A 21,921-nucleotide genomic window follows, 5' to 3' on the forward strand; every position below is an offset into this window, starting at 1 on the left:
CTGCTTACCGGTCGAATTTTTCCAAGGTGATTCCCTGGTAGTAGTGGCTCAGAATTTCCTGGTAACTCTGCCCGGCCTGGGCACGAGCCCGCACTCCCATTTGGCACATGCCCACGCCGTGCCCGAATCCTGTTCCCGTCAGTACCCATTCCTTGCCTTCTTTTTTCACGGTAAAGAATGAGGAGGGGAGGATGGTGCCGGCCTTCTTGAAAAGCCAGCGGGTACGGTCGGTCAGCACATCGAAATGTCCCTTATCCGTTTCAATGCGGAGCGTCATGATGCGTCCGCTTTTAAGCTTGTCTTTCACCTTGATGGATTTGACTTTCTTGAAATCCTTCCCGTTCGCGTTGCTGAAGGTCGCTTTGGCCTCGGTCACGTTCGCCTTAAAAAGTTTTGCGATTTCTTTGTCCGTAAAGCGGCGCTCCCACTTGGTGTAGCTGGATTCGTCGCACCAGGGCTTTCCATTCGGGCGCCTGTCTTCGACTGATTTTAGGTAAGGAAGGTCTGCGCGGTTCCAGGTGGCAAGCGTTTCGGTAATGCCCCCGCAGGTGGAATGGTAGTAGGCGATGATGAATTCTCCGCCGTAGGTCATCACGACGCCTGCGGTCGCCTTGACGGCCGCATCGGTCAAGGGCGTTGCCGATTCGAGTCCCTTGTAGACCTGATCCTTGGTGTCTGCGTAGACGTCGAAGCCGACTGCCTCTCGGCTGTTGAAATGCTTGTATGCGTAGGTGCGAGCGGCCACGGCCTGCGCCTTTAGGGCTTCGATACGGCTGCTGTCGAGTTTTCCGATTTCGTAAGGTACGACTCCACGCAGGTAGTCCTCCACATCGACCGAATTGATGGCGTCCAGCTTGCCGTTTGTGTTGCGGAACAGGATGCTTCCGGGGTAACATGCTCTGCCGAGGGTTTTCGTGTCTGGAGCGACCGCGAGGCAGGCTCCCTCTTCGCTGTTGAATTCGCGTGAAATGTCTTCGGTCGAATTGTCTCCGGTTTCGAACTTGACTTTGTTCTTGGTGGCTGTCACGTGGACGGTTTCGCCCTGGTATTTAAAGTAGAGTTCCTTGACTCCCGTAAAAATCCCTACGCGAAGCGGCCGGTTCAGTTCTTCGGGAATCCGGTGTTCCTTGAATGCCGCCGGCTTGTCTTGATTCGTTTCTTCTGTCATCCTGGAGCCACTGCCGTGGCGACGGGATCCATCAAGAGAATCTTCTCGGACTTGTTTCGGGATCTCCTTTTTAGAAGAATCGGTTGTCCCGGTCGTAGTCGTTTCTATCGGTATAAAACGCATGACCTCCGTACTCTGCACGTCATCGGGTAAGTCAAAATCGTCGTCTGCTATTGCAGCCGAAAATCCGATGAAAAATGCTAGAATAGGTGAAAGTCTGAAATGCATTTTGTTGTTTCTTGAAACGGAGATGCCCGCTCTGTGGCGGGCATGACTTTGAATTTTTTGAGAAGATTTTTATTTCTTCTTCAGTCGCGCCTGCGTTTCCTTTGCCATTTTCTTCAGCTTGGACTGGTTCATGGTGCGGTCGGCAGTCGAAATCTTATCAACGAAAAGATCTCCGTTCAGGTGGTCCGTTTCGTGCTGGATGCAGCGGCCGAAAAGACCGTCGCAGTTGTGGATTTCCTGCGGCTCGCCGTTGATGTCGAAGAAGCGTACGCAAACCTTGTCCGGGCGCATCACGTTGCAGAAAATGTCGGGGACCGAAAGGCAGCCTTCGTCGTAAGGAACGACCTTTGCATCGGGTTCAGCTTCCCATTCGGGGTTGAACATGATGTAGGGGCGCGGTTCCTCTTCGCCAGGAACGGCGGTGTCGATGACGACCAGTCGAATGTTCTTGCCAATCTGTGGGGCGGCAAGTCCACATCCCGGAGCATCGTACATGGTTTCGAGCATGTCCTTTGCAAGTTGACGCAGCTCGGGCGTAATTTCGGTGATGGGTTCGCATTTCTTGCGAAGCACCGGATCACCGTAGGTCTTGATTTCGAGAAGTGCCATGGGCTACTCCTTTAAAGCTTACTTCTTTTCTTCGGTCTTGGCGGCGGCCGGTGCGGCTTCGGCGTTCAGAACGCGGAGAATTGCGGACTTTTCGAATTCAATCAGCGTGGTAGATGCGGTACGGACGGTGATGCTCGTACCTGTTTCGTCGATGTTGGTGACGGTGCCGATAATGCCAGCGGTGGTAATCACCTTGTCGCCCTTCTTGAGCGCCTTGCGCATTTCTTCCATCTTCTTCATTTCCTTGTTCTTCGGACGGATGAAGAAAAGCCACATCACAACAAACAGAAGGATGAGCGGAAGGAAGCTCATGATGCCACCCTGTTGCTGTTCAGGAGCTGCTTCCTGGGCAAATGCGGCGATGGAGGAAAGGGTGATAAGGAGTGCAGAGAGTTTCATAATTTTACCTGTTTGGGGTGAATTGATTTACGGGAGTAAATATAGAAAAAAGAGGGGTGGACTAATGTGTGGTGTGTAATTAGTCATTCCACATTTCACACTCCACATTCCACATTGCGCCTACGGCGCTACACCAGTTTCTTGTCCAGCAGCGGGTAAATGCGGTTGAGTTCCATCAGGTCGAGGATGGTGTCAAAGTCGCCGTGGAAAGACGGTATCGATTCTATCTCGGGGAGTGTGCTTGCGCCTTCAAAGGAAATCGGTGCGTTCAGTAGCTTGCGTTCCAATAGCGGAAGCAGGGTGCGTGTCGTAAGGGTGGCGCCGAACATGGCCCGCTTCGCAACTTTCAAGAGAGACTCCGTCTTGACGGTGAACATGCCGTTCTGGAGAGGCTCGGTGCTTTGCTGCACCGTCTTGATGACGGCGTTCAGCACCATCTGTTCGGTCATCGAAAGAATCTGCGGCGGCATTTTCTTGTAGCGGGCGCGATAGCGGATAGATTCGTACAGCAGGTGCACGACGTTTGCGTTCTTGAGCTGTACCTGATTTCCCAAAATCTTGAGGATGTCCAGATCCTCTAGAATCTGTAGAAGGTTTTCGGTGCTGTCTTTGGAAAGGTTGAAAAGGTTCCGGACTCCGTCGTAAACTTCCGAAAGAGAAAAGCTGCTTTCGGTGTGGCCCGTCGCAGATTTGGAATCCAGAATGTAGAGCAGGCTGGGGAGCGCCTTGATCTTGTCGCTCTTGAGCTTGTTGTCGTCTGCGATTTGAAGACGGCTCGTTAAGAACGAAATAATGGACTTGAACCAGGCGGGTTCTTCTTCGAGTGTCTGGGCTAAATTTTCCGGGGTGATTTCTTGAAGTTCGCAGTCTTCAATGGCCGTCACCGTTTCGGTGCAGGGACTGCTTTTTAAAAGCGAAAGCTCGCCAATCAGGGCTCCGGGACCGTAAGTGTTTTCGCCTCCGTTATGGGTGCTTGTTCCAAGTAATTCTCCGTTACGGACAACGTAAAGATTCTTGCCGATATCCCCTTCGTGAAAGAGAACTTGACCTTCTTCGAGTGTCATAGCACCCCCCGGATATTTGTTTCGTAGCGCAACGCTTTCAGGAAGTAGTGGACGTTTTCCTTGTTGACTTTGTACAGGTCGCCGATGGAATTTTCAATCTCGATTTTCTCGAACCATCCGAGCGAAAGCAGGTTTATCCACAAAGATACGTCTGTTTCGGGGAATTTTTCCTGGATGCGAAAAATCCATTCGGGGCCGTTTTTCGGGGGCTCTTCTTCGAGGGTAGACAGAAATACGAGTATCTTTTTTTGTTTGACGCTTAATTTGTATGGACCGAAGTTGGTTTCGTTTTCGGAATTCTTTTCTTCGCTTTCCAGATAATCCGCGAGAATATGCAACAGTTCCGGATCGACAACCCTGCAGAAAATGCGTTCGCCCTTTTGCGAAAGCTTAATCAGGTGCCTCCGTAAAAGAGACTTCAGGTCTTCTTGAGTCGTCGCTGTCGAAATCTTGGTCAAGAAGCTGAATTCGCGGATAAGTTCGGCCAGGTTGAATTCGGTATCCTTCGGCTTGTGGCTTAGGTATTCGGCGAGGCTCTTGAGCGTGTTCTGCACGCGGGTTTCCACGGTGGCGCGCTTGAGCTGGTGCGTTTTCGCCGAAAGGTTTCGGATAAGCGCCAGTAGCCAGAGCGGGAGTCGCTTGAGTTCCGATTCCATGCAATCTTCGTCGACAATTGTGATGCGCGAATCCTTGCTTGCCGAAAGCTCGTATTTGAAAGGTTCCCTTTCCAGGAGTGCGGCCACGCCGACCAGGTCTCCCGGTCGCATGGTAAATACAACTGAATAGGGGGGAGTCGTTTCGCGGGCGATGAGTTCCCCTTCTTCGAGGATCACGATGCTCCGGTTCTCGCTTTTGGGCGAATAAACGACAAAACCCGCCTTCACGCTTTGGTGCGTGGGCGGGATAATTTGTTGACGCGAGGATTGTTTTGAATTCCCCTTATTCATAGGAATGCAAACGCCTCGATGAAAGGCTAATTAAGCCTGACGTTCGTCGATACGAGCAGCCTTACCGCGGAGGTCGCGCATGTAGTAGATGCGAGACTGGCGAACCTTACCCGGACGGTCGAGCACGATGGAGTCGATGCGGGGGGAGTGGAGCGGGAAAATACGTTCCACGGCCACAGAGCCGCTCATCTTGCGGACGGTAAGAGTTGCAGAAATACCGGAGTTCTTCTTCTGGATCACGACGCCCTTGAACGGCTGGATACGTTCCTTGGTGCCTTCGATCACCTTCACGTTCACGGTGACGGTATCGCCAGCGCGGAGTTCAGGAAGGTCGGTCTTCAAGTTTTCGTTGTGGATTGCTTCAATGTTCAGGGACATTTGTGTACCTCGTTTTTATTTGATGCCAAATTTAGTATCTTCTTCAAGATTTTTAAAGATGTCTGGGCGTCTTTCTTGCGTTCTTTTTAACGATTCTTGGCGCCTCCAGGCTTTAATGTTCGCGTGGTGGCCCGAAAGGAGCACTTCAGGGACCTTTTTTCCTTCAAAAACTTCGGGTCGGGTATAGACCGGCCATCCCAGTACCCCCTGCGCAAAGGAATCGGTTTCGCCGGATTCCTTGTTGCCGAGAGCCCCGTCCAGGAGCCTTACCACGGCATCCGTCACGAGCATGGCAGGGAGTTCACCCCCGCTCACGACAAAGTCGCCGATAGAAATCTCCAAGTCGACCTCGGACTGGCGGATGCGGTCGTCGATTCCCTTGTAGTGCCCGCAGATGAGTACCAGGTGGCTTTCCTTGGAAAGTTCCTTGGCCATCTTGTGAGTGAAGGGGATACCGTCTGCAGTCAGGTAGATGACCTTGCCGCCATCTTCCTTGACTCCCGTGCTGCGAATGGCTTTTGCGAGCGGTTCGGGCCTAAGGACCATTCCCGGTTCGCCGCCGTAGGGCACGTCGTCCACCTGGCCGTAGTCGTTGATGGCAAAGTCGCGCAGGTAGATGGTGTTGAATTCCATCAGTCCCTTGCTCTGGGCGCGTCCCATGATCGATTGCTTCATGGGGGCAAACATTTCGGGGAAAATGGTGATGCAGTCGATTTTCACCTTTCCTCCGGGCACAGGCTCTTTAAATAGTCTGTGCTAAAAATGATGCTCTTGCCATCTTCGTCCACGTCCAAGACACAGTCGTCTATCCAGGGGGCGAGGATCGTCTTTGTGGAAAATTCGCTCTGAAAAGCGGCGTCGAACTGAACGTGAAACGCGTTCACGGTGGGGAGCTCTTCGACTTCGAGCACTTCGCCGATATCTCGACCGTCTTCCAGTTTTACGCGGAACCCCTCCAGATCGTCCAGGTAATATTCACCTTCGGGGGCGGGGAGCCTCTCCGATTCAGGAATCATTACGTCTGCATTTACGAAATGGGTGAGCGATTCCGGCGTGTCGTACCCCTTGAACTTGAGTAACCACAGATTGTTTGCAAGCCTGGAATCTTCCAGAGTCAATTGTACCTGTTCACCATTGGTCTTCTTTAGCATCACATCCTTGAGCTTCTCATGACGCGTGAGGTCGTGAGTGAACGGCATCGCCTTGATGTAGCCCTTGACGCCATGCGTGCGCATGAGCTGACATACGGTGATGTATTCTTGGGATTCAGACATGAAAGACTTAGTGGGGTTTTGAATCAGCGGAAGGTGGTTGCCTTGTTCAAGCGGCTTTTTGTGAGAAAAAAAGCCCCGTGCCAGTTTGTGTTGTCGGCACGAGGATCCTTTTCAAGCGAAAATTATGCTTCGGCAGCGGGTGCTTCTGCAGGAGCTTCTGCGGCGGCAGCGGCTTCAGCAGCGGCGGCTTCCTTGGCGGCCTTTTCAGCTTCGATCTTGGCGAGAGCCTTAGGACCGAGCTTGGCCTTCTTGGCCTTTTCAGCACGCGGAGTAGCGGTCTTGCCTTCGATAGAACGGCCAGCGCGGATTTCGTGGAAGAGATCCATGATGCCGACCTTCTTGAGGAGGCTACGGACGGTGTCGGACGGCTGAGCGCCGACCTGGAGCCACTTGAGCACCTTTTCCTGTTCGAACTTGATTTCAGGAGCCTTGGTGTTCGGGTTGTAGAAACCCACCTGTTCGATAAAGCTATCGTCGCGAGCCTTGCGGGAATCAATCACCACGGCGCGGTAGATGGGGTTGTGACGCTTGCCGAAACGAGCGAGACGGATAACGGTTGCCATTTTAACCTCTTATTTGTTTATCTTCCCGTTTTTCAGGGAAAATGGGGTTTGTTTTATTGTTTTGGGCCAAATATAGCAAAATAACCCTTGTGTGTAAAGGACGGAATGTAAAATTTTTTCCGTTCTTTACATATAAATTAACTGAAATTTAAGGCTTTTTAAGCACGAAAAAAGCCCAAAAACGTCGTTTTTGGGCTAAAATCGGTGATTTTACTGCTTTTTATTCTTTATCCTTGCCTTCGCGGTCTTTATCCGCATGGCAAGGGCAATGGTAGCAGTCTCCCGTTTCGGCGTAGTCCTTGCCGCTCCAGCAGTAGGTGCAGAGCTGGTCTTCGGGGAGGCCGATTGCCTGGATTACGTCGTCGATGCGTTGGAAGGCGAGTGTCGTGAGGTTCAGCTTCTGGCGGATATATTCCACCATGCCCTTGTAGGCTTCGCCATCCGGATCGGTGTACTTCTCGATATCGGCGTTTTCGCCTTCCTGGTCGCGGATGTAGCGACGGGTGATCAGGTCGTATTCGTTCTTGGAACGGGAGAAGTTGATGAACTTGCAGGGGTAAACGAGCGGCGGGCATGCAATGCGCATGTGCGTTTCTTTACAACCAAGCGAATAAAGCTTCAGGGCCTGCTTACCGAGCTGCGTGCCGCGTACAATGGAGTCATCGCAGAACACCAGGCGGCGGTCCTTGATGAGACCCGGAATCGGGATCAGCTTCATGGAAGCCACGCGTTCGCGCTGCTTCTGGTCTTGCGGCATAAAGGAACGAGCCCAGGTCGGCGTGTACTTGACGAACGGGCGTGCGAACTTGATGCCTGCTTCGTGGGCGTAACCGAGGGCGTGAGAAGTTCCGGAGTCAGGAATGCCGCAGGCGGCGTCGGCTTCGGTGGGAGTGCGCTTTGCAAGGGCGGAACCGCAGCGGTAGCGGGTCATTTCCACGTTGCGACCTTCGTAGGTCGAAGCGGGGTAGCCGTAGTAAACCCAGAGGAAGGAGCAAATGGCCATCTTCTTGCCTGGGGCAACGAGCGTCTTGTCGCCGTCCGGTGTGAGTTCGGCGATTTCGCCCGGGCCCATGTCGCGAACGTATTCAAAGCCGAGGTTGTGGAGGGCGCAACTTTCCTGCAGGGCGATCATGGCGCCGTCTTTCTTGCCGAGTACGATCGGTGTGCGGCCCCACTTGTCGCGGCTTGCGTAGAATCTGCCTTTTTCGTCCATCAAAAGGACGGAGCAGCTACCCTTGATTTTTTCTTGGACGTACTTGAGACCGTCGACAATGGAATCCTGCGTGGCAATCAGGGCGGACACCACTTCGGTCGGTCCGACCATTCCGCTGGTCGTGGAGTACTGGAGCTGCATGCAGTTATTCTTGAACAGCTCGTTCTTGATATCTTCGATGTTTGTAATCAGGCCGACCGTCACGATGGCGAACGTGCCGAGCTTGGAGGTCATCACGAGCGGTTGCGGGTCGGTATCCGAAATAACGCCGATGCCCACGTTTCCGGCAAAAGAGGGCAAGTCGTGTTCGAATTTGCTGCGGAACGGGGTGTTCTGGATATTGTGGATAGAACGATGAAAATGACCGTTGGCCTTGAGAACAGCCAAACCGCCACGGTGGGTTCCCAAGTGTGAATGGTAGTCGGTCCCGAAGAAAAGGTCGCTTACGCAATCTTCTTTAGAAACAACACCGCAAAAGCCGCCCATATATACTCCTTGAGTGATTGGGAAATTTTGAACCTAAAGGTAGAAATTTTTGCGCGGGTTATTAAGCCCCCAAAAACATATTTATTCATGTTTTAAGGGACTAATCTTCGTCCAAGACGCAACGGATTGTATATGCATAGGCCTTGTTGGAAGTTTCAACAGAGCTGTTATCATTGTCTACGATAACCAAGCCCCAAGCCTGTTCATCCGATTCAGCATCATCGCTAGACCAGAAGTTAGCTTCAGTGCCCATAGGCTTCTTCGCGCTGATATTATAGTATCCCAAGAAGTCAACATTGAAATTGAGAACCTTATCAGTATTATCAAGGTCTGCAAAGCCACTCTCGGCCACATCGTTAGCAAATTCGCTAAGCGCTTCGAGTTCGTCCTTGGTCGGCAATCTCCAGCCAGCCGGGCATGCTCCTACAACCTTGTCTTTTTCCTCAAGGCTCGTTTCACTAAGATCAACGTCACTTCTCATATCACCGATACCCATTGCAGAGTTCCAAGTATAGTAGCGACCTTCAGCAGCCTCGAAGTTTTCAAAGGGGTCGTCCTCGTAATACAGCACACCGCTTCTAGCATCAAGAGAAATACTTAAAGTATCGCCCGTTGCTTTGTCAATTTCATACACCTTCTTCGGCAGTTTATATTGGAAGGCGAGGTTTTCAGTAAACCAGGTCACCCCGTTAATCTTCTTAAACGCATAGATGTGATTATCTCGAATATCGCAGAACTTCTTTTCTGGATTATAGGCAACCCCACCGCACAGATTAGGATCGGATTCAACACCACAGGTGGTTTTCAGTCCTTCAAGAGTGGCGAAAAACTCCTGCAGCTGTTCTGGTGTATAGTTTTTAGGCGGTTCTCCAATCAAATTACCAAATAAGCTTGCGCTAGAGGACTCTACATCGTTATTTTCTTCTGTAGGAAAAAGAGACTGGCCGATTATATTGTAGGCGGCTTCAAGTCTATCGTCATCTGCATACTTACAGTAGTCCCTGATAGAGTCCGTTACACCATCATGCTTCTTATCGCAATACTGATTCATGGAAAATTCTTCACCGCCGCACTTTTTCGTAATGATGCCAGCCAAGCAGAATTCATCTGTTTTGGTTGCACGGTTGGTTACAACTTCGTAGGTTCCGCTTTTTGTCCTCTTTATTTCAGAGCACAATGGGGCAACAACACCATTATTGCAGAATTCTCTATTAATAGTGTATGTTTTGTCCCCGCACTTGTCGTAGAGCTTGCCAAGCACGCAGAACTGATTGGCTGGATCATAGGGCTGATTGCCGCACATAGCCTTGTAAAGGGTTACCGCAGCTGCATCACCGCACTTCACGGTAACGGAACCTTCACCATTGTCCGTGCTGACGCAGTTTACTCCATCATTACCATTCCAGATGGTGCCGACAAGTTTGTCATCGCAGTACATTTCCATACCGCTTTGGCCATCCTTTTCAACGGTCTTGGCAGTACAGTTTGTTCCATTAGAACCGGCTTCTCCGTTCAGCAGTTTACCGACAGACTTGCTGCCGCAAATCACTTCGTAACCATTTTTGTCTGAAAGTTCCTTGACGGTACAGCTTTCGCCTGCTTTGCCATCCTTACCATTCGTTCCGTTTTCTCCATTGGCTCCTGTAATGCCTTGCTTACCGGTAGCGCCGTTTTTACCATTTAGCAAGACGCCTACAGAGTCACCTCCGCAAAGGACTTTATAGCCAGATCCGTCCTTCAACGACTTGACTTCGCAGCTGGCGCCGTTATCACCGTTAATGCCATTAACTCCATCAATTCCATCGCGTCCGTCTTCGCCGGAGCAAGCGAGGAGTCCAAACATGAGTGCGACACAACCCGCAACAATGAGATTCTTGTATTTCATAGGACAAATTTTACATAATTTCGGGACAATTGTGTCAGAAATATGCTGATTTTCTTATTTCTATTGTGGAAAAAGCGAAAATCCTGTTACCATTTCCCCTAAAAAAGTTTATTTTTTTTGATAGAAGACACAAGTTTGGGAAGAAAATATGAATATGCAGCTCACCTTTGAAGATGTCGCTTCGGCACTTTCGCTTGACTACGAGTGCGTCTTCTTTGTTGATATTGAAACGAATAATTATTCGATGTTCGCTTTCCGTGGTAAGCACCAGAAGCTGGATTTGGTGGATTCCCGTGATTTTTGGGCCGACACCAAAGTCAATATGGCGGCGGTCGTGTATCCGGAAGACAAACAGGCTTTTGGGGAGCATATCAACCGTGAGTCGCTGCTAAAGGCCATTAAGGACGACAAAGTCTTTGATTTCAAGTACCGTCTGTTGGTTGAAGGGGAGCCCGTCTGGTTTCAGATGAAGGCTGTCCAGGCTCGTTCCCAGGGGCGTGAATATTTGATTATCGGCGTGAACAATGTCGATAAGCGTGAACGCGAACGCATTGAACTGGAAAAGAAGGCCGACAAGAGTCAGACGTACGGCCAGATTGTGATGGCGCTTGCGGAACGTTACGACGCCCTTTACATGGTGGATTTGAAGACGGACCATTATGCTCTGTACAAGAGTGAACGCCTGTTCTGCGAACTCAGTGTCGCTTTCGAAGGAGAAGATTTCTTCAACCAGTTGCAGAAAGATGCGATGACCGTCATCTATAAGGAAGATATTCCCCTGATTGCGACCGGATTGGAAAGAGAGAGCCTTTTGAGGGAACTCGATGAACACGGCATGTTCTCCTTGACGTATCGTCTGAATACGTCGACGGGCCCGCAGTATGTGAACCTGGTGGCGGTTTATGCCGACAAAAATCACGTGGTGATCAGCGTGACAAACGTGGATGCCAATGTGCGCCGCGAACAGAAGATTAGGGATGAGTCAACGGCTAACTACGAAAAGGCGCGTCGTGACGACTTGACGGGAATCAAGAATAAGAATGCCTACGGCGAGTTCGAAAAGAAGCTGGACCAGCAAATCCAGTCGGGCGAACCGGTGGAATTTGCCATTGCCATTTGCGACGTGAACGGCCTCAAGACCGTAAACGATACGCAGGGGCACAGGGCGGGCGATGACTATATCAGGGGTGCGTCGAAGCTTGTCTGCGAAACCTTTAAGCATAGCCCCGTATTCCGTGTGGGTGGCGATGAATTTGTTGCGATTCTTCGCGGCTACGATTTTGAAAATCGCGACAGCTTGGAACAGAATTTTGTTAAAATCGTTAAGGATAATTCAGAGCACGACAAGGTTGTTGTGGCTTGCGGAATTTCCGTGTTCGATCAGGCCCATGACAAGAGTGTTTCTGCGGTGTTTGAACGTGCCGATGCCATGATGTACAAGAACAAGATGTCCATGAAGGGCGGACGTGACGAAATCATCAATACGATTATCCGCACCATCGGCGCAAGAACAACAATCTAGTTCCTCAAACGCAAGTCTCGGTCATATCCATACAAGTATGGCTATGACTCTCAACCTTTGCATTTGTCCGAATTAGTTATATTGCGGGTATGACGAATTCCCTAGACTTTATTGGCGATGTTCATGGCCACTGCGATGAACTCCGTGCCTTGCTTGCGAAGCTGGGCTACGTGGAGTCGTCGGGGGCGTTTCGCTATCCGGGCGGTGAACGTTCGGTTGTTTTTCTGGGGGATTATGTGGATCGCGGGCCCAAGGTGCGCGAAACGCTGAACTTGGTGCGCTCCATGCGCGACGCCGGGTCGGCGATCGCCCTGATGGGAAACCACGAATTCAATATGCTTTCGTTCTGGCAGAAGAATGGCGCGGGTGGCGGGCATACCTTGCTCCGTTTTAAGGACGGCTACCTGCGCGAGCATAGCTTTAACAAGGTGGCGATCCATTCGAGGACCGTATCTGACTTTGTGGGGCGCAGGCAGGAATTCGAGGAAGCTCTTGAATTTATAAAGACCCTGCAGTTCTACGTAGAAACGCCTACGTTCAGGGCGCAGCACGCCTGTTTCGATACCGATGCGGTCGAGGCTCTCCGGCGAGAAGGGATCACTTGCTTTGCCGATGGAAATTTTGACGAGTTGATCGCCCGTGCAAACGACGAGGACTTTGAATACGAAGACAGCCTCTTTTGGCCGGTAAGTACCCTTTTGAAAGGCCCCGAAATGGACCTGCCCAAGGGTGCCTATTTTACCGATGCCGAAGGGGTTCGCCGCGTAAAGACGCGTATCGCCTGGTGGGTAGACCCTGCTAGGGCGACTTTTGGACAGCTCAGTTTTCAGCCGGGCGTGTCGATGGATGTCGCGTCCGAGGTGTCGCCGCAGGTGCGTGCCCGGAAATTCTATGGAGAATCCGAACGCCCCGTATTTTTTGGGCATTACTGGCTCACAGGAATCCCGCGACTGATTCGGCACAATGTGTGTTGCCTTGACTTTAGCGTGGCAGGGTACCGCGGTGATGGCCGCCTGGCCGCTTATCGGTTCGACGGAGAACAGAACCTAGATGAAAGAAAGTTTGTTTGGGTCGAGGCTCTCTAGTGTCGTCCTTGAAGGTGACTGTTGCAATCCTTGTCGCATTTCTGCTACTGACGTTTTGGGGCGTTCTTGCCCAGGCGCAAGGTGGGAGCGTCGAGGCGGGGGACCGCTTCTTTAAAAGCTACTTTGTCTGGGTTCTAGGAGTTGTTCCCTTACCGGCGTTTAAGTGCCTCTCCCTGATTGCGGGCGTGAACCTGCTGGCCTCTTTAGCGTTTCGGATGCCCCGTGGATTTAAGTTTGCGGGACTGTGGATGATGCATGTCGCCTTGCTGGTGCTTTTGTTTGGAAGCGTTGCCGGAAGCGAATTCAAGCGGGAATATAATGGATATTCGATGTCGAAATCCGCTTCGACGGAGGCAACGGCTGAAATCCAGTATTTTTCAGTAGACGATAGCTTGGGAATGACACCTGTCAAAATCGATGCGGATTCGTGGCTGTACACGGTTCGCTACCAGGGATATGTGGAAATGTCCGAGGGACGGTTTGTGGCTTTGTACAAGGCCTGTTACGATCCGTTCCACTTTGTTCCGTATGTTTTTATGGCGCTATTCTTGCTGGGCGCCCTGTTCCACTATTCGCTTCGAAAAAGCCGTTTTGGAAAGGGAAACTTGCGCCTCTTTCTGCCCATGGTGATGTTGTGGATCGCTTTTTCACCAACGCACCTCTCGGCAATGGATCGTCCGGAAACGTTGTGGGAGAACTTGTCGGGGGAAACCCCGGTAATGGTCGATAGTGCATTGCGGCCCTTCGATTCCTTTGCCCGTGGATTCTTGGATGACTTGAGCGGTCGAGTCACTTACAAGTGCCAAAAAGACGATTTCTGTGAAGGTCGCCTTGAGGCAACGGATGTCGTTCGGAGCATATTGCTTTCTCCCGATGCGGCGTCGCATTTAGCCCTGTTCAAGGTGCTGCGTGGCGATGTCCTTTCGGCGCTGCATTTGCCGGAGTACAAGCGTTACGTGAGCTATGCCGAACTGAGGGGCGCGCGAACGCTCCTTACGCTTTACGCAAGCCGCAACGATAATCATCCGGCGACGCACGAGATGTCTCGGTTGCTCAGAAATGTTCAAAGGTACGAATCTCTGTCGGAGCGTTCCGCATTTTCTCCGGTTGTTTCGAAAGAAAATCCTTGGCGCCTGTCTGTCGAGGTCTTTTACCATAGGGCAAATCTTGCGCTGTGGGGCTTTGCCCTTGCGCTTATGGCGGGACTCCTTGCGCTGATGAATTTGATTTTTAAATCGCGCAAGCTGGATGTAGCAGCAAATGGATTCTGCATGGGGGCTTCGGCGGTTCTAGGGGCTCTGTTTGCGCTTCGGACCTATGTGAGCGAGCGCCCGCCGTTTGTAAGCTTGTACGAAATCGTGCTGCTGGTCTCGCTCCTGTTGCTCGCCTTTGAATCGGGGGCGTTTTTCTTTTGCAAGAAACGCACCTTTTCCCTGATTGTTCCGGTATCCCTTATGGCGGCAGTTCTCTTGTTCTGTGCGAAGTTTGTACTGGAACCGGGGGATACTTTTCAGGCGATTCCCGCAGTGCTGAATTCGTCTGTTTTCTTGACGCTTCATGTGGTAACGATCGCTATCGGCTTTGCTGGCGTGATTCTTTCGGGGGTGGTGGCGCATCTGGTTCTGTTTCGGGGGAAAAAAGCCCTCCCTTCGAAAGAAAATCCTAAGGGCTCTCCGCTTTATTCGCTGCTTTATGGAACTCTCGTTCTGGGAGGTGTATTTACCGTACTAGGAACGCTTCTGGGGGGAGTTTGGGCGGATTTTGCATGGGGGCGCTTCTGGGGGTTTGACCCTAAGGAAAACGGGGCGCTGTTCGTTATCTTGTGGACCATGCTTTTGTTGCACCTGCGGGCGGGGCGGCTTGTCCAGAATTGGGTGTTTGTCCTGATGAACTGTTTTAACGTAATCGTCACCTTTCTCTGCTGGTTTGGAATTAATTTGCTTGGAGTGGGGCTTCACAGTTACGGATTCGAATCGGTTTCTACGATTTGGCTTTCTTTGTTTGTCGCCATAGACTCGGCTGTTATTGCGATTATTTACGTTGCAAAGCGTCGAACTCCGTCCAAATGAAAAAAAAATTGCTAATTTCCCGCCAAATTGCGGGAATTTCCCATAATTAGAGTGGTCTTGCGCTGTGCGAATTCTGTATTTTATGGGCACCCTGTATAGAATAAAACTGTGCTTTTTGAAGGTTTAAAACGTTTGTGGCCGATGGCGCTTGTCGCCCTTGCCGTAGGAATCGCCTGGTCCCAGAGCGACTCTGTTTCGGTTATATCGGCTGCAGATGCGGAAACTTCTGATCCGGATCCCGCTGAAACTGAGTGGCAGCCGACCTACCAGTATATTTCGCTGCCTCCGTCGGTGACACCCTTGAACGGTCTTTTGCCGTTTGGTGGCGTGGGGGCCTCTCCTAGGCTCATGAGTACGAGCAAGGGACAGGTCTTTAGCCACGATATCGACGTTTCTACCCGTGAAATGGATGTGAGCGAAAAGCGAGTGAATTCGGTTTCTCGCGATACGACGACCTTGTGGACGGCGCATTACCCTGAACTTGCGGACTATGTGTCAGACATGTACAGTATCGGGCAGAAAAGCCTGTGGCTGAACGACCTGGTTGGAAAGGCGAACGACGGCTACGAGACCCCCGAGACCGGTTCGGTATTCGACATTACGATTCCGGTGACCATGCCTGCGTGGATGCGCGACTTTGGCCTGGATAAGCCGAAACTCATGCTCCAGGGTACCATGGATATCCGCTTGAAGGGCTACGGCGAAAAGGACGATGCCGAGGGAAGTACGAATACGAGCCTTTGGCCGAGCCCGACCTTGAACTACACGCCGAACTTCATGGTGAAGGGTAAGATCGGTCCTTATATCACGGTTGAAATCAACAACGTGGAAGAAGGTCTGGGCGCCCGTAACCAGGTGCGCGTGGTTTACGAGGAATCTTACAAGGACGAATTTGAAGACTACATTCTGCAGCGCGTAGAAGCCGGTACCACGAACCTTGCGCTTACCGGTACGGAACTGACGGGTTATTCCGAGAACCACCAGGGCCTGTTCGGTATCAAGGCGGACTGGAAACTGGGCGACTGGAGGCTTACCACCATTGCTTCTCAGGACGGTGGCGACCAGGAAGAATATAGCCTTAAGGCAAGTGAGTCAACGACGGAATTCCAGGTCCTCGACAAGCAGTTTGTCGCCTACCGCTACTATTTCTTGAACCTGGATGCTAGGAATACCTATATCAGGGAAGTTTCGGAGTCGGGCAGGAAGTCTTCGACCTACAACGCAACGAACCTGCAACTTTACAAGCGCGGTGCCACCAATGCGAAAAACGGTGTCGTCGACAGCGTGTATGTGAAATATGTGACGCCTAGCGGGAAAAAGGTGGTGAAGAGGGTGGAAAGAATGGCCGCCCTCCAGTCGGGTGAAGATTTCACATACGACGAAAAGATGGGTATTGTTAAGGTGAACGGCGTGAACCGTAACACCTTGCTCGCGGCTAGCTGGAGCGAAGCTCGCGATGGTAAGTCTTCTGTGACGAAAGGCGATACGATTATCCTTATCCAGTGGGACGCGACTCTTTCGGAACTGGAAGATATCGACAAGTTGATGCTCCGTAACGTGTACTCGATCGGAATTTCGGATGCCAGTGCTTCGAGTTTTGTGCTGCGCATGAAAAGCAAGTCGGGCATTTCGGGCGACCACCTCAAGAAACTTGGCCTTGTCGACGAATCCACGGGTACTCCGCTGGTGAATGACGCTACCATATTCAAGAAGGACAATTCGGGTAGCTATACGGGTGAAATGTGGCTTCCTTGCCGGTCGTATAAGGATTCCGTATATTCCGGTAAGAAAAATCCGAAAGAACTTGCAAAACAGAACTGCTTGGAACCCTTGCGTAACGTGGATTCCAGCGCTGCGATGGCTCAGCTTTATTCGCTCCCTGTCTATAACCTTTCCCGCTATACGAACCGCTTCTATTTTGAAACGGTCGGAAAGCGCCGTAGCTCGACCTTGAGCGTGCGCGACCCGAGCTCCAGTTATTCTGTTAGCGGTAGTTCCTGTATGGATATTTCGCCGGGTACCGAAAAGGTGACGGCGGGGTCTACGACGCTCATCCGTGGCACCGACTACGAAGTCAACTACGAACTGGGTCAGATTGAACTTTTGAGCGAACGCGCCCTTGACCCCAACAAGGAAATCAAGGTCACCTACGAATGCGAACCGCTTTTTGAAATCGACAACAAGTTGTTGCTTGGTGCCCGTGCGGAACTTCCGTTGGATCTGTATGGCATGGGTGCGGGGTCTGTGTTCGGTATTACCGCCCTTTACAAGAGCCAGAGTACGACTGCCAAAACTCCGACGCTCGGTAACGAACCTTACTCCAGCGTTCTTTGGGGCATGAACCTCCGCTTGCAGGATACGGTTCCCGCCCTTACCGAACTGGTGAACCTGATTCCGGGTATCAATACGACGGCTCAGTCTTCTTGGCGTTTCGAGGCGGAATTTGCGGCGAGCCGTCACAATGCGAATACGAGTGACGAACAGTCGGCGTTGGTGGAAGACTTCGAAGCGACGACTTCTGGACTTGTCTATCCGCTTTCGAGGCTTTCGTGGTACAATGCGTCTCCTCCCGGTGGCGTGGATTCGGCGGCCTCGACTTATATCAAGAACCAGGATTACCAGCACCAGGGTGAATTCGTTTGGCACAGTAACAGTACCGAACTGTACAAGAATATCTATACGCCGGTCGGAAATTCCGATGTGGACAATCAGCACCTGACGGTCCTTAAGATGTCCTTGCGGGCAAACGACAACCTTACGGGTAATTCTTGGGGCGGCATTATGCGCCCGAACAGCAGTTACTATCAGGACCTGAGCGATATGAAGTATATCGAGGTGGTGGCTCGCGGAAACGTGGGTTCGCTCTACCTTGACCTAGGCTTGATCAGTGAAGACCTTGCGATTAACGGTTTTGCGCCGAACGGTGAATATAACGGTGAAAACGATCTGGGGACGACGACCGCCTTGCATGACAAGGGCCTTGACGGCGTCACGGGTTCCGATGAAGCACGACTGGAATGGCATTGCTCGGGACTGGAATGTAAGTCGAAACCCTATACCTCTACCATGAATACCGATGCCTCGACGCGCGATATCGCTCTCGATGACTTTGACGAGGACCTGGACGACGAAAGTGACCCGCCGCGTGCCATCAACGGAACCGAAAAGAACTCGGGTGAACGAGCTTTCGATACCGAAGATATCAACAAGAACGGCTCCCTGGATACCGACATCAACTTTGTGCGTTACCGGATCGACTTGTCCGATACGACGGCTCAATTTGAAAAGCTGCGCAACGGTTGGCGCAAGTGGCGCATTTACCTGAACCAGTACGATACGATTGTCTCGCCGAGCGGAAGCGATTACCTGACGATTCTGTCGGAAGCGCAGTTCAGCAGGCTCTGGCTGGGTAAGCTGAATAACGGTGTCGCCGAGGCGAAGGTGCAGATTGTGAACCTCGCGGTGGTCGGAAACGCCTGGGAAGAAACGACTGTTGCGGACTTGTACCAAACCTCTTCGACGGAACATTCGCAGGTCGTGGAAGTGAACGGTGTCGAAACGATCGTGACGGAATCGGTGGTGGCAAAGGACACAACCTACGTGAGTGTTTCGACCATCAACAACCGCGAAGATGCCGGAACGTACCACAAGTCTCCGAATACGCGTACGGAACGCGACTCCGATTCCAACGCCCCGCTCAAGGAAACGGCCCTTAAGCTTGATTTCCGCAACATGAGTCCTGGGCAGGAAGTGGGGGTCACCCGTATTTTTGATACCGACATGAAGGATTTCTCGAGCTACCGTTCCCTCAAGATGGAAATCCATTACGAAGATAGCTCCAAGGCGAAAACGGCTCCGATTCGTTTCGCGATTCAGTTCGGTGAAGGTTCGCTCGAAGGCTCTAGCGACTATTACGAATGGAGCTTCCGCCCGGTGAAGGTGACGCGCAAGAATGGCGAACGCCTGCAGGACTGCCACGAACGTAACTGGCTTGCAAACGCCTTCTCGATGGACGTTTCCGATTTTACGGACTTGAAGCGTGGACGTCATCCGCCTTACCTGAATGCCGTCGAAAAGGACTTGGGTGGCGAACGCGACGAAAAGCTTCGCCTGGTGGGTAACCCCTCCGTGACAAGCATCGACTGGATGCGCTTTGTGATTATTGCCGACTCGAACGCCTCTCCGGATGATCTTAAGGGTACCTTCTGGCTCGATGACCTGCGCCTTTCGGACATGGATACCGAATGGGGATACGCCGCCCGTACGGGTGCCCAGGTGAACTTTGCCGACTTCATTTCGTTGTCGGGAACGGTGCGCTATCAGGACGGCGACTTCGCGACTCTTTCGACTTCGAACGGATCTCCCAAGCCGAAGACATCTGTGGCGGCCTCTCAGTTGGATGTGGCGAGCGACTTCACCATGAACTTGAACAAGTTCCTAAACGATAGCTCGGGTTACCATATTCCGTTCTCTTTGGGTTACCACACGACAACCAAGCGCCCCTACATGAAGCCCACCGACGACCTGATGCTTGAGCACAGCAGCTTTGTGGACTTGACGGGAGACATGTTCCAGAACCAGCTTCCGGTGGAATCTCAAAAGGAAGAACAGAAATTGCGCGACAAGGCGGAATCGAAGGGCTATCAGTCCTACGTGCGCGACCGCTCGATTGGCATTAGTTACCGCAAGGATTACCATGCCTGCGATTCCAAGCTGGGCGAGGTGATGTCGCAGATTTTCTTGGACCGTCCGGCATTCAGCTATTCGTACAATGAATCCGAGGGGCGTTCGACGACTTCGGCGGATTCGACGTATTCTTACCATACGGTGATTGAATATAAGTTGGGTACGTTCAGCATGTTTAAGTTCCGTCCGATGGAAAGCCTCGACCAGTTCGACTGGCTAAAGCCCCTTTCCAAGACAGAATTCGAGCCCTGGCCGCAGACTTTCGACGTTACGATCTTTGACTTGAACTACGTCCGCTATGTCAACCAGAGCCGTGACCCGGATTACGTGGAACCGCAGGTGGACAAGATTGTGACCTATACGACGGAATTGAACCACAAGCTGAATATGCGTTGGAACATTCTTTCGTTCCTTACGACCAGCTATTCTTTGAACGTGCGTCGTGATATGTACGGTGGTGGCGACCGCGAAGCTTTCGTGAAAAAGAATTTCTTTACCTCGCGCGATGGAGGCCTTTTTGCTAGCGATTACATCTTTGACTTTGACCATACGGACCGCCGTGTGTATGTGTCGGGCGATAGCGTTGTCGCGATTCCCTACGATACGATTCCGAGGATTAAGGAAAACGGCGATACGTTTGCCATTGATATGCAGAACCCGGATTCCTACGAAATCAAGTACGATTCTACGGTGTTCTACAAGGTCGATAGCGTGGGTACTAGGGAATACGGTCGTGCCTACGGTATTCTCCGCAACGAACGTGCCCGTTCGCAGCAGTTCAAGATTGGCTTTAACCCGCGCCTGATTCCGTTCCTTCCGTTCAGTGCGAATTTCAGTTCCGACTTTAACCAGCAAAAAACGATTCCGAACGATTTCGACTTCAAGGACGAGACGATGATCGAGAAGAATTACTGGACAATTTCGCAGACGAACCGTTTCGAATTTTCTCCGACGCTAAAGGTGCTTGACCTCGCCAGAAGTTTCGGTAAGGAAAACCCGGTGGCGGGTGCCTTTGACAAGGTGAAGTGGCGTGAAGTGCGTTTTAACTGGACGGCTAGCACCAATACGGTGGGCGAAAACTTTACCCTCTCGCAACTTTACGAAGAACAGGGCGTGACACCGTTCCAGTACTATCTGTACGGCCTGGGTCTTGGTAACGGCTATAAGAACCGCGGCTTCTACAACATTGTGACTGGCGACATGGGGCTTGACCATCGCGATGATTTCAGGCATTTTGCCCAGTACCGTAACACCCATGTGGATACTCTTGTTTACCAGGGCAATTTCCGGCATTCCGTGTCGCGCCAGTTCCAGGTGGGTTCTGGCATTACGCTCCCGATTTGGGATATCGGCGTTACCGGTGACTTGCAGTGGAAAGAAGATTTCTCGCAGTCCAGGGAATATCCGCTGTATCTCGATACGACGACTGTGTGGCCGAAGATTGGCGTCGGCGTGACGGTTCCCAACTTTGCACAACGTGTCTCTATTTTGAACGGGTTCCGCAGCGTATCGACCTTCCATCGCTTTGACTACTCCTATACGACGACGGTGCATCCGTTCCAGAGCGCAGAAGATTCCTGGGCCATGAGCATCAATTTCAATCCGCTTGTCCGTATCACGTTCTTGCTGCAGAACAACATGCGAATCGAGAACAGCGTACGCTTGAAGATTGACGATACGGATCGCCGCCCGAAAGAAGAAGTCATTAGCGTAACCTCTTGGCCGGATACTCTTGGCGATGGTCGCGACACTTCGGATTACTTCTGGGAAATTCCGTGGATTCACACCTCGCTGTACAATGACTTCATGTTCAACATCGGTGACGACTTTACGATTACCTATCCGCTCAAGCTTGACAAGGCGGTGAAGTTCTTCAAGTGGTTCTTCAAGTTCAAGAATTCGATTGACCTGAAGTTTACGGCGGGTTACGACTACAAGAAGACGATCCGTAAGGAATACAAGCCGGTGGAAGGCTACAACAAATGGAATAAGGATAGCGGAACCGACGGTATCTTTAAGCAGTGGAGCTTTGACGACGGCCTGTATAGCGATATGCCGGATAGGGTCTACAACCCCGAGCTGGAACTAGTCGATCGCACGATTCCGTCGCGTACGCATGAATGGTTTGTGCGCCCGAGTGCAGGGTATCAGTTCAACAAGATTGCCTCGATGAGTAGCTATATCGAATACCGTCAGATTCACGAAAAGCTGGATGACGAAACTCCGCACCTGAGGCAGATTCTACAATTTGAAATTGCGTTGATGCTGAGATTTAACTAAGGATAATTCGGAGCTCGAATTTCGGAGTTCGGAATTATAAAGGTGTCATCCTGAGCGAAGTTCAC

General features: G+C 51.6%; 15 protein-coding genes. 4 read left to right on the top strand and 11 right to left on the bottom strand.

The window, feature by feature from the left end:
• Positions 1–4: 4 nt before the first annotated feature.
• From Q0W37_RS09490 to Q0W37_RS09540, 11 genes are all read right to left on the bottom strand, one after another.
• Positions 5–1,396 carry a SpoIID/LytB domain-containing protein gene (locus Q0W37_RS09490; RefSeq protein WP_297700917.1) on the bottom strand — a complete coding sequence of 464 codons (1,392 nt, stop codon included), beginning with the start codon at positions 1,394–1,396 and terminating at the stop codon, positions 5–7.
• Between the two features lie 69 nt (positions 1,397–1,465).
• Complete coding sequence (gene def, locus Q0W37_RS09495; protein ID WP_297700920.1) at positions 1,466–2,005, bottom strand: peptide deformylase; 540 nt, start codon at positions 2,003–2,005, stop codon at positions 1,466–1,468.
• Positions 2,006–2,023: 18 nt separating this feature from the next.
• Positions 2,024–2,404 (bottom strand): preprotein translocase subunit YajC, encoded by a 381-nt coding sequence (yajC, locus tag Q0W37_RS09500; RefSeq protein ID WP_297700921.1) that lies wholly within the window; start codon positions 2,402–2,404, stop codon positions 2,024–2,026.
• A gap of 128 nt (positions 2,405–2,532) precedes the next feature.
• Positions 2,533–3,468 carry a Crp/Fnr family transcriptional regulator gene (locus Q0W37_RS09505; protein WP_297700924.1) on the bottom strand — a complete coding sequence of 312 codons (936 nt, stop codon included), beginning with the start codon at positions 3,466–3,468 and terminating at the stop codon, positions 2,533–2,535.
• Positions 3,465–4,415 carry a hypothetical protein gene (locus Q0W37_RS09510; protein WP_297700926.1) on the bottom strand — a complete coding sequence of 317 codons (951 nt, stop codon included), beginning with the start codon at positions 4,413–4,415 and terminating at the stop codon, positions 3,465–3,467. Before Q0W37_RS09510 ends, Q0W37_RS09505 begins: the two co-directional genes overlap by 4 nt.
• 30 nt (positions 4,416–4,445) lie before the next feature.
• Entirely contained in the window at positions 4,446–4,793 is a 348-nt protein-coding gene (gene rplS / locus Q0W37_RS09515) for a 50S ribosomal protein L19 (protein ID WP_297700928.1), read from the bottom strand.
• A 15-nt stretch (positions 4,794–4,808) separates the two neighbouring features.
• A complete protein-coding gene (gene trmD / locus Q0W37_RS09520; RefSeq protein WP_297700930.1) occupies positions 4,809–5,513 on the bottom strand; it encodes a tRNA (guanosine(37)-N1)-methyltransferase TrmD in 705 nt (234 codons plus the stop codon).
• Complete coding sequence (gene rimM, locus Q0W37_RS09525) at positions 5,510–6,067, bottom strand: ribosome maturation factor RimM (protein ID WP_297700933.1); 558 nt, start codon at positions 6,065–6,067, stop codon at positions 5,510–5,512. The genes trmD and rimM overlap by 4 nt, the downstream gene beginning before the upstream one ends.
• A 122-nt stretch (positions 6,068–6,189) precedes the next feature.
• Positions 6,190–6,630, bottom strand: a complete 441-nt coding sequence (rpsP, locus tag Q0W37_RS09530) for a 30S ribosomal protein S16 (protein WP_297700935.1) — start codon at positions 6,628–6,630, stop codon at positions 6,190–6,192.
• Between the two features lie 220 nt (positions 6,631–6,850).
• Positions 6,851–8,329 (bottom strand): amidophosphoribosyltransferase, encoded by a 1,479-nt coding sequence (locus tag Q0W37_RS09535; RefSeq protein ID WP_297700937.1) that lies wholly within the window; start codon positions 8,327–8,329, stop codon positions 6,851–6,853.
• A gap of 100 nt (positions 8,330–8,429) precedes the next feature.
• A complete protein-coding gene (locus tag Q0W37_RS09540; protein WP_297700940.1) occupies positions 8,430–10,214 on the bottom strand; it encodes an FISUMP domain-containing protein in 1,785 nt (594 codons plus the stop codon).
• Positions 10,215–10,362: 148 nt separating this feature from the next.
• On the opposite strand from Q0W37_RS09540, the gene Q0W37_RS09545 reads away from it, so the two are divergent.
• From Q0W37_RS09545 to sprA, 4 genes are all read left to right on the top strand, one after another.
• Positions 10,363–11,736 (top strand): sensor domain-containing diguanylate cyclase, encoded by a 1,374-nt coding sequence (locus Q0W37_RS09545; RefSeq protein WP_297700942.1) that lies wholly within the window; start codon positions 10,363–10,365, stop codon positions 11,734–11,736.
• Between the two features lie 89 nt (positions 11,737–11,825).
• Positions 11,826–12,821, top strand: coding sequence for a metallophosphoesterase (locus Q0W37_RS09550; protein WP_297700944.1), 996 nt, complete (start codon positions 11,826–11,828; stop codon positions 12,819–12,821).
• Positions 12,821–14,890, top strand: coding sequence for a cytochrome c biogenesis protein (locus Q0W37_RS09555; protein ID WP_297700946.1), 2,070 nt, complete (start codon positions 12,821–12,823; stop codon positions 14,888–14,890). Before Q0W37_RS09550 ends, Q0W37_RS09555 begins: the two co-directional genes overlap by 1 nt.
• 141 nt (positions 14,891–15,031) lie before the next feature.
• Entirely contained in the window at positions 15,032–21,856 is a 6,825-nt protein-coding gene (sprA, locus tag Q0W37_RS09560; protein ID WP_297700948.1) for a cell surface protein SprA, read from the top strand.
• The last annotated feature ends 65 nt before the right edge of the window (positions 21,857–21,921 follow it).

Source organism: uncultured Fibrobacter sp. (genome assembly GCF_947166265.1).
GTDB lineage: Bacteria > Fibrobacterota > Fibrobacteria > Fibrobacterales > Fibrobacteraceae > Fibrobacter.

Bases quoted from the DNA above. Each gene is read 5' to 3' on its own strand.
- Q0W37_RS09490 (WP_297700917.1), bottom strand. From the start codon at position 1,396: ATGCATTTCAGACTTTCACCTATTCTAGCATTTTTCATCGGATTTTCG.
- def (WP_297700920.1), bottom strand. From the start codon at position 2,005: ATGGCACTTCTCGAAATCAAGACCTACGGTGATCCGGTGCTTCGCAAG.
- yajC (WP_297700921.1), bottom strand. From the start codon at position 2,404: ATGAAACTCTCTGCACTCCTTATCACCCTTTCCTCCATCGCCGCATTT.
- Q0W37_RS09505 (WP_297700924.1), bottom strand. From the start codon at position 3,468: ATGACACTCGAAGAAGGTCAAGTTCTCTTTCACGAAGGGGATATCGGC.
- Q0W37_RS09510 (WP_297700926.1), bottom strand. From the start codon at position 4,415: ATGAATAAGGGGAATTCAAAACAATCCTCGCGTCAACAAATTATCCCG.
- rplS (WP_297700928.1), bottom strand. From the start codon at position 4,793: ATGTCCCTGAACATTGAAGCAATCCACAACGAAAACTTGAAGACCGAC.
- rimM (WP_297700933.1), bottom strand. From the start codon at position 6,067: ATGTCTGAATCCCAAGAATACATCACCGTATGTCAGCTCATGCGCACG.
- rpsP (WP_297700935.1), bottom strand. From the start codon at position 6,630: ATGGCAACCGTTATCCGTCTCGCTCGTTTCGGCAAGCGTCACAACCCC.
- Q0W37_RS09535 (WP_297700937.1), bottom strand. From the start codon at position 8,329: ATGGGCGGCTTTTGCGGTGTTGTTTCTAAAGAAGATTGCGTAAGCGAC.
- Q0W37_RS09540 (WP_297700940.1), bottom strand. From the start codon at position 10,214: ATGAAATACAAGAATCTCATTGTTGCGGGTTGTGTCGCACTCATGTTT.
- Q0W37_RS09545 (WP_297700942.1), top strand. From the start codon at position 10,363: ATGAATATGCAGCTCACCTTTGAAGATGTCGCTTCGGCACTTTCGCTT.
- Q0W37_RS09550 (WP_297700944.1), top strand. From the start codon at position 11,826: ATGACGAATTCCCTAGACTTTATTGGCGATGTTCATGGCCACTGCGAT.
- sprA (WP_297700948.1), top strand. From the start codon at position 15,032: ATGGCGCTTGTCGCCCTTGCCGTAGGAATCGCCTGGTCCCAGAGCGAC.